General features: G+C 66.7%; 8 protein-coding genes. 2 read left to right on the top strand and 6 right to left on the bottom strand.

What is annotated here, in order from left to right; genetic code table 11:
- Window positions 1–129 precede the first annotated feature (129 nt).
- The 3 genes from ttcA to AC07UK_RS37690 all read right to left on the bottom strand — a co-directional run bounded on the left by ttcA (window position 130) and on the right by AC07UK_RS37690 (window position 2,527).
- On the bottom strand, window positions 130–1,074 hold the full coding sequence (gene ttcA / locus AC07UK_RS37700; RefSeq protein WP_011614434.1) for a tRNA 2-thiocytidine(32) synthetase TtcA: 945 nt from the start codon (window positions 1,072–1,074) through the stop codon (window positions 130–132).
- Window positions 1,075–1,183: 109 nt separating this feature from the next.
- Complete coding sequence (locus tag AC07UK_RS37695; RefSeq protein ID WP_011614433.1) at window positions 1,184–1,585, bottom strand: dihydroneopterin aldolase; 402 nt, start codon at window positions 1,583–1,585, stop codon at window positions 1,184–1,186.
- Window positions 1,586–1,672: 87 nt separating this feature from the next.
- On the bottom strand, window positions 1,673–2,527 hold the full coding sequence (locus tag AC07UK_RS37690) for an SDR family oxidoreductase (RefSeq protein WP_494688188.1): 855 nt from the start codon (window positions 2,525–2,527) through the stop codon (window positions 1,673–1,675).
- 15 nt (window positions 2,528–2,542) lie between these two features.
- On the opposite strand from AC07UK_RS37690, the gene AC07UK_RS37685 reads away from it, so the two are divergent.
- Both AC07UK_RS37685 and AC07UK_RS37680 read left to right on the top strand, forming a co-directional pair.
- A complete protein-coding gene (locus AC07UK_RS37685) occupies window positions 2,543–3,730 on the top strand; it encodes a class I SAM-dependent methyltransferase (protein WP_494688189.1) in 1,188 nt (395 codons plus the stop codon).
- A 16-nt stretch (window positions 3,731–3,746) separates the two neighbouring features.
- Window positions 3,747–3,941 (top strand): DUF2905 domain-containing protein, encoded by a 195-nt coding sequence (locus AC07UK_RS37680; protein ID WP_013955344.1) that lies wholly within the window; start codon window positions 3,747–3,749, stop codon window positions 3,939–3,941.
- 9 nt (window positions 3,942–3,950) lie between these two features.
- Here the strand turns inward: AC07UK_RS37680 and AC07UK_RS37675 are convergent, their stop codons facing one another.
- Genes AC07UK_RS37675 through AC07UK_RS37665 form a run of 3 tightly spaced genes read right to left on the bottom strand, consistent with a single transcriptional unit; the run spans window position 3,951 to window position 6,779 of the window.
- Window positions 3,951–4,805 carry a carbohydrate ABC transporter permease gene (locus AC07UK_RS37675; RefSeq protein WP_436220676.1) on the bottom strand — a complete coding sequence of 285 codons (855 nt, stop codon included), beginning with the start codon at window positions 4,803–4,805 and terminating at the stop codon, window positions 3,951–3,953.
- Between the two features lies 1 nt (window position 4,806).
- Complete coding sequence (locus tag AC07UK_RS37670) at window positions 4,807–5,754, bottom strand: carbohydrate ABC transporter permease (protein WP_494688190.1); 948 nt, start codon at window positions 5,752–5,754, stop codon at window positions 4,807–4,809.
- Window positions 5,751–6,779: an ABC transporter ATP-binding protein gene (locus AC07UK_RS37665; protein WP_436220674.1), complete on the bottom strand. Its 1,029-nt coding sequence runs from the start codon at window positions 6,777–6,779 to the stop codon at window positions 5,751–5,753. The genes AC07UK_RS37670 and AC07UK_RS37665 overlap by 4 nt, the downstream gene beginning before the upstream one ends.
- Window position 6,780 lies beyond the last annotated feature (1 nt).

The raw sequence follows: 6,780 nt of genomic DNA, 5'->3' as shown, positions 1-6,780 counted from the left end.
TTGTCAACTTCACCCGAAGTTAACACCGTCCAATCCCGTTTACAACCTTTCCTATCGAGATGTGGGTAAAGGCAAGCACGCTTGTGGGAGAGGGAGCAAACAGGCGGCAAGCTTAGGCTGTCGGCAGTCTTACTGCGTGCCGGCCTGCTCCGCCGCCGGTGCCGCGGCAGCCGCGGGCGGGCGCTCGAAGCGCACGAACTCCATCCGGTTCTCTTCCACGTTGCCGGCAAACATCAGCGGCTGCTGCTGGAAGGTGGTTTCGCCGAACAGTGACGCTTCATCCACCTTGGCCAGCCCAGTGGCCAGCCCGGTGAACGGGAACAGGTCGGTATCGGCCAAGTGCGACGGCACCACGTTGCGCAGGGCCGAGAAGATATTGTCGATACGGCCCGGGTTCTGGCGCTCCCAGTCCTGCAGCATCTCGCTGACCTTCTTGCGCTGCAGGTTTTCCTGCGAGCCGCACAGGTTGCACGGGATGATCGGGAATTCCATGGCGCGCGCGTACGACGCGATGTCCTTCTCCGAGCAGTACGCCAGCGGGCGGATCACGATGTGCTGGCCGTCGTCGGTCGACAGCTTGGGCGGCATCGCCTTCATCTTGCCGCCGAAGAACATGTTCAGGAAAAAGGTCTGGACGATGTCGTCGCGGTGGTGGCCCAGCGCGATCTTGTTGGCGCCCAGCTCCTTGGCGGTGCGGTAGATCACGCCGCGGCGCAGGCGCGAGCACAGCGAGCAGGTGGTCTTGCCCTCGGGCACCTTCTCCTTGACGATCGAGTAGGTATCCGCCTCGACAATCACATATTCCACGCCGACCGATTTCAGGTACTCCGGCAGGATGTGTTCCGGGAAGCCGGGCTGCTTCTGGTCCAGGTTCATCGCGATCAGCTTGAACTTGATCGGCGCGCGCTTCTGCAGCGCCATCAGGACCGACAGCATGGTGTACGAGTCCTTGCCGCCACTCATGCAGACCAGCACGGTGTCGCCGTCCTCGATCATGCCGAAGTCGCCGATGGCCTTGCCGGTTTGCGATTGCAGCCTCGTCTCGAGGCGGTAGAAGTTGTTCGAGTGGCTCATGGAGCATCCTGTTGCGTGGCGCCCGCCGGATGGAATGGCCGGCGCGGCGCGAAGGGGCAACATTTTACTTTAGGCGCCCGCACGGTGCTGGCGCCAGTGGAACCGCGGCTCAGGCCTGCTTGATATGGAAGACCTCGACGCCGACCGAGTCGCAGTCCGGGTACACGTCGGGTTTTTCGGTCGAGACACGCACCGCGCGCACCTTGGGGTGCTTGAGCATGGCGCGCGCGACGTCATCGCACAGCGTTTCCTGCAGGTGCACGTGCCCCTGCGCCATGCGCTCGGCCACGGTGTTGCGCATGAAGTCGTAGTCGACCACTTCGTCGAGCTTGTCGGCCTGCGGGGTGCTCTGCGCCAGCGGCACGAACAGGTCGATATTGATCAGCACCCGCTGTTCGCCCTTCTTCTCGAATTCGTGCACGCCGATATTGATCTGCACTTCGTAGTTGCGCAGGAACATGCGTCGGCAGTCTTGCAGGCTGGGGTGGGAAAGGGCGGCGAGCATGGTCATGAGCGGGCTGCTGAGGGGAAAAAGGGAAGCCGCGCCCGGCGGGCGCGGCACATCAGGCACTACGGTATTCGGTTGCTGGCTTCCAGCTTACTCGGTCAGGAACATCACGTCGCGCGCCAGCGGCATCAGGTGCTGGCCGCCGTCCACGTACAGCGTGGTGCCGGTCACGGCGCGCGCCTGCGCCAGGTAGGCCACCGCCTGGGCGATATCCTCGGGCGTGGACGACTGGCCCAGCGGCGTCACGCGATGTGCGCGGCGGAAGCTCTGCTCGGACTGCTCGCCCGACACCAGCGTGATGCCGGGGGCCACGCCCACCACGCGCAGGCGCGGCGCCAGCGCCTGGGCCAGCTGCACCGTGGCGGTCTGCAGCGCGGCCTTGGACAGCGTGTACGACAGGAAGTCCGGGTTCAGGTTATCCAGCTTCTGGTCGAGCAGGTTGATCACCACGCCGCGCGGCTCGGTGGCCTTGTCGTCGCCGGCAGCGGCCGCCAGGGCCTTGTGCAGTTCACGCGCCAGCAGCAGCGGCGCCGCCACGTTGGTGCGCATATGCGTATCCAGCGACGCATATGAGAAGCTGGTCGCCACATCGTACTGGAACAGCGAAGCGTTGTTGACCAGGCAAGTGGGCACGCCCAGCGCGGCGGTGCAGTCGGCCACCAGGCGGCCGGTGGCGGCCTCGTCGGCCAGGTCGGCGCGCAGCACCGCGGCACGGCGGCCCAGCGCGCGGATCTGCGCGGCCAGGGCTTCGGCCTCGTCCACCGAGCGATGGCAGTGCACGGCCACGTCCCAGCCCTGCGCCGCCAGTTCAAGCGCGATGGCGCGGCCCAGGCGGCGCGCGCCGCCGGTCACCAGCGCCACGCCGCGGGCGGTGGCGCGCTGGCTACCAGTCTGGCTATGGGTCTGGTCACCGGTCTGGCTGGCAGGAGTCTTGGATGCGGGCATTGCTACAATCGCAGGATGCAGAAAGCCGCTAGTTTACCCCTTCCCCCCGCCGACGCGCAGGCCGCGTCCGATACCCTTACGGCCCGCATTGGCGAATCGATCGACGCGGCCGGCGGCTGGATCGGTTTTGACCGCTATATGGCGCTGGCGTTGTACGCACCCGGCCTGGGCTATTACAGCGGCGGTTCGGCCAAGTTCGGGCGCGATGCCCGCGACGGCAGCGACTTCATCACCGCCCCGGAGCTGAGCCCCTTTTTCGCGCGCACGCTGGCGCGCCAGTTCGCGCCGCTGCTGGCGCAGGGATTGCCGCGCATGCTGGAATTCGGCGCCGGCACCGGCCGGCTGGCGGCGGACCTGCTGCTGGGGCTGGAGCAGGAAGGCCAGTTGCCGAACACCTACGCCATCGTCGAGCTGTCGGGCGAACTGCGCGCGCGCCAGCAGGCCACGCTGGCGCAGCGCGTGCCGCACCTGGCGGACCGCGTCACCTGGCTCGATACGCTGCCTGCCAGCTTTGAAGGCGTGATCGTCGGCAATGAAGTGCTCGATGCGATGCCGGTACAACTCTACGCACGCAGCGGCGGCCGCTGGCATGAGCGCGGCGTAGTGCGCAGCGACGATGCCACATCCGCCTTCCGCTTCGAGGACCGCCCGCTGGCCGATGCCGAAGTGCCCGAGGCCCTGCGCGACATCCCCGGCGACCACGACCTCGTCACCGAGACCCATGCCGAAGCCGAGGGCTTTACCCGCGCGGTCGGCGCCATGCTGGCGCGCGGCGCGGCCTTCTTTATCGACTACGGCTTCCCGGCGGGCGAGTACTACCACCCGCAGCGCGCCGGCGGCACGCTGATGTGCCACTATCGCCATCATGCGCACCCGGACCCGTTCCTGTACCCGGGCCTGCAGGACATCACCGCCCACGTGAATTTCAGCGGCATTGCGCTCGCCGCGGTGGATGCGGGACTGACCGTGGCGGGCTTTGCCTCCCAGGCGCGCTTCCTGATGAATGCAGGCATAACCGAGCTGCTGATGGCGCTGGACCCGTCCGACGCCCGCGCCTTCCTGCCGCAGGCCAATGCGGTGCAGAAGCTGTTGTCAGAAGCCGAGATGGGCGAGCTGTTCAAGGTGATCGCGCTCACGCGCGGCCTGGACGACAGCGAACCGATGGACGGCTTTGCCCGCGGCGACCGCTGCCATACCCTGTAACGGCACCGGAGCCGCCATGCTGCGCTGGACCCTGACGATTTTCCTGAGCGTGATCATCCTGTCCGCGGCGCTGCCGTGGCTGCAGAAGGTCGGGCTGGGACGGCTGCCCGGAGATGTGCGCTTCCGGCTGTTCGGGCGCGAGTTTGTACTGCCGTTTGCTTCGACGATCCTGCTGTCGATGGTGGCGCTGGTGATCGGCAAGCTGCTTTAGTCCACCTGATCACTTGATCGCGCCGACGGTAAACCCGGCGACGAAGCGATCAAGGAAACTGTTGTAGAGCGCAGCCACCGGCACGCTGACGATCAGGCAGGCGCCCATCAGCGAACCCCAGAAATAGACATCGCCCCGCACCAGGAAGGTCGGCACTCCGACGCTCACCGTGTACTGCGACGAACTGGTGATAAAGGTCAGCGCATAGACGAACTCCTGCATCGCCAGCGTCGCGCTGAAGATGACCACGGTCAGTATCCCGCTCGACGACAGCGGCACCACCACCTTCAGGAACGCGCCGAAGCGGCTCAGGCCGTCCATCATCGCGGCTTCCTCGATGTCGCGCGGCACCGCCTTGAAGAACCCCATCATCAGCCAGCTGCAGAACGGCACCGTGAAGCTGGGGTACACCAGCACCAGCGACCACAGCGAATCCTGCAGGCCCAGCGCGCCGATGATGCGCGAGAACGGGATAAACAGGATGGTTGGCGGAATCAGGTAGGTCAGGAAAATGCCGATGGCCCACTGCCGGCCCCAGCGGCCCGAGAGCCGGGCCAGGCTGTAGCCGGCGGGCACGGCCAGCAGCAGCGTGATCAGCACTACGCCTACGGCCACGACCAGGGTATTGAACACCCAGCGCAGATACCGGGTCTCGCCGAACAGGATCCGCAGGTTCTCCATCGTCGGCGGCAGGTTGAACAGGAACGGGTTGTTGGCGGTGTTGATCAGGTCGTGCACATCCTTGAAGGTCGTGATCAGCATCCAGTAGAACGGAAACGCGCAGAACGCCACGAAGGCGGCAAGCAGGCCGAAGTGGGCACCGCGCGCAGCCCAGCGCCGGTAAGTGATGGCAGCGGCGCGCATTTCAGGTCACCTCCGCGCGGCGCGCCAAGGTCAGGAGCACGATCACTACCGCCACCAGCACCGGGAACAGGAACAGCGAGATGGCGGCCCCTTCCGCCAGGTCGCCGCCCTGGATGCCGGTGAAGAAGGCCAGGCTGGCCAGCACCTGCGTGGTGTCGTACGGCCCGCCGCGGGTCAGCACGTAGATGATGATCATGTCGGTGAAGGTGAAGACGATGCCGAACAGCAGCGCCACCAGCATGATGGGCATCACCAGCGGAAGGTTGATGAGGAACAGGTGCCGCCAGAAGCCGGCGCCATCCATGGCGGCGGCGTCGTGGATGTCCTGCGGGATGCCGCTCAGGCCGGCGAGGATGATCACCGTGGCCAGCGGCAGCAGGCGCCAGACATCCACCACGATGACCGAGGCCATCGCCAGCTCCGGCTGGCCGAGCCACACCGGCCAGTTGCGCGGCCCCAGCACGCCGACCGCGGCCAGGGTCCAGTTGATGATGCTGTAGACCGGATCGAAGATCCACAGCCAGCCGATGGTGCCGAGCGAGATCGGCGCCACCCACGGCAGCAGGATCAGCAGCCGCACCAGCCATTTGCCGCGGAAGTCCTGGTACAGGGCCAGCGCCAGCATCTTGGCCAGCACCACCACCAGCACCTGCGACACCAGCGTGAAAACCAGCGCGTTGCGCAGCGAACGCCAGAACGTATGGCTTTCCAGCACGCGACGGAAGTTCTCCAGGCCGACGAAGTGCAGCACCTGGCTGCCCACCGTGGCATCGGAGAGGCTGTAGTAGATCGACAGCATGAACGGGAAGCCGACCAGCAGCGCGATGTAGATCACCGCCGGGGCGAGCATGGCGCGGCCGAGCCAGCGGTCGTCGTCGGCCAGGCGCTGCGCGGGCTGTCGCGCCTGGTCCCGCGCGGGCTGCCCGGTGGCGATACGCAGCGGCTTCACGGCGCGGCCCTCAGGCTGGCCCCGGATTTCGCGTCGAAGCGGCGCAGGTCGCGTTCGCGCACCACGAAGCGGTGGCCGGCGCCGGGCTCGATCGGGACCGTCACCGTGCAGGGAATGCGCGAGACCACGCTGGCAGGTGGCAACGGCGCTTCCAGCTTGCCGTACACCAGGCGGTCCGAGCCCAGGTTCTCGATGCGCGTCACGTCCATGGCAAAGGCGCGCAGCGCATCCGCCGCGGGATAGGCTTCGCGCGGCAGGAAATGCTCGGGCCGGAAGCCGGTCACGACCCCGTCGGCCTCGATCAGGTTCATCGGCGGCGAGCCGATAAAGGTGGCGACAAAGAGATCGGCGGGACGTTCATAGACCTCCTGCGGCGTGCCGATCTGGTGAATCCTGCCGTGGTCGAGGATGGCGATGCGGTCGCCCAGGCCCAGCGCCTCGATCTGGTCATGCGTGACGTAGATGGTGGTGATGGCAAGCCGGCGCTGGAAGCGCTGCAGCTCGTCGCGCGCCGAGGTCCGCAGCTTGGCGTCGAGATTGGACAAGGGCTCGTCGAGCAGGAACGCCACCGGCTCGCGCACCACCGCGCGCGCCAGCGCCACCCGCTGGCGCTCGCCGCCGGACAGCTGGCGCGGCTTGCGCTGCAGCAGATGGCCGATGCCGAACAATTGCGCGGCCCAGTCCACCTTGCTGCCGGTCTCCTCGCGCGACATGTGCCGCGCCCGCAGCGGAAAGGCGATGTTGTCGAACACGTTGAGGTGCGGGTACAGGGCGTAGCTTTGGAACACCATCGCCATGTTGCGCAGCCTGGGCGGCAGCGCCGTGACGACGCGGCCGTCCACCAGGATATCGCCGTGGCTGGGCGCCTCGAGCCCGGCAATCAGGCGCAGCAGCGTGGTCTTGCCGGAGCCGGACGGCCCCAGCAGCACCAGGAACTCGGCATCGCGGGCGCCAAGGTCGACGTTATCGACCGCGTTGGCGCCGTCGAAATGCTTGGTGAGCGAGCGAACCTCTACTGAAGCCATA

It is taken from the genome of Cupriavidus sp. GW821-FHT07C08 (genome assembly GCF_059419025.1).
Note: the sequence above shows the minus strand (reverse complement) of the source record. Positions and strands in the feature narration are given on the sequence as shown.

Excerpts from the sequence above, each read along its gene's own strand:
- ttcA (WP_011614434.1), bottom strand. The coding sequence starts at position 1,074 with ATGAGCCACTCGAACAACTTCTACCGCCTCGAGACGAGGCTGCAATCG.
- AC07UK_RS37695 (WP_011614433.1), bottom strand. The coding sequence starts at position 1,585 with ATGACCATGCTCGCCGCCCTTTCCCACCCCAGCCTGCAAGACTGCCGA.
- AC07UK_RS37690 (WP_494688188.1), bottom strand. The coding sequence starts at position 2,527 with ATGCCCGCATCCAAGACTCCTGCCAGCCAGACCGGTGACCAGACCCAT.
- AC07UK_RS37685 (WP_494688189.1), top strand. The coding sequence starts at position 2,543 with ATGCAGAAAGCCGCTAGTTTACCCCTTCCCCCCGCCGACGCGCAGGCC.
- AC07UK_RS37680 (WP_013955344.1), top strand. The coding sequence starts at position 3,747 with ATGCTGCGCTGGACCCTGACGATTTTCCTGAGCGTGATCATCCTGTCC.
- AC07UK_RS37675 (WP_436220676.1), bottom strand. The coding sequence starts at position 4,805 with ATGCGCGCCGCTGCCATCACTTACCGGCGCTGGGCTGCGCGCGGTGCC.
- AC07UK_RS37665 (WP_436220674.1), bottom strand. The coding sequence starts at position 6,779 with ATGGCTTCAGTAGAGGTTCGCTCGCTCACCAAGCATTTCGACGGCGCC.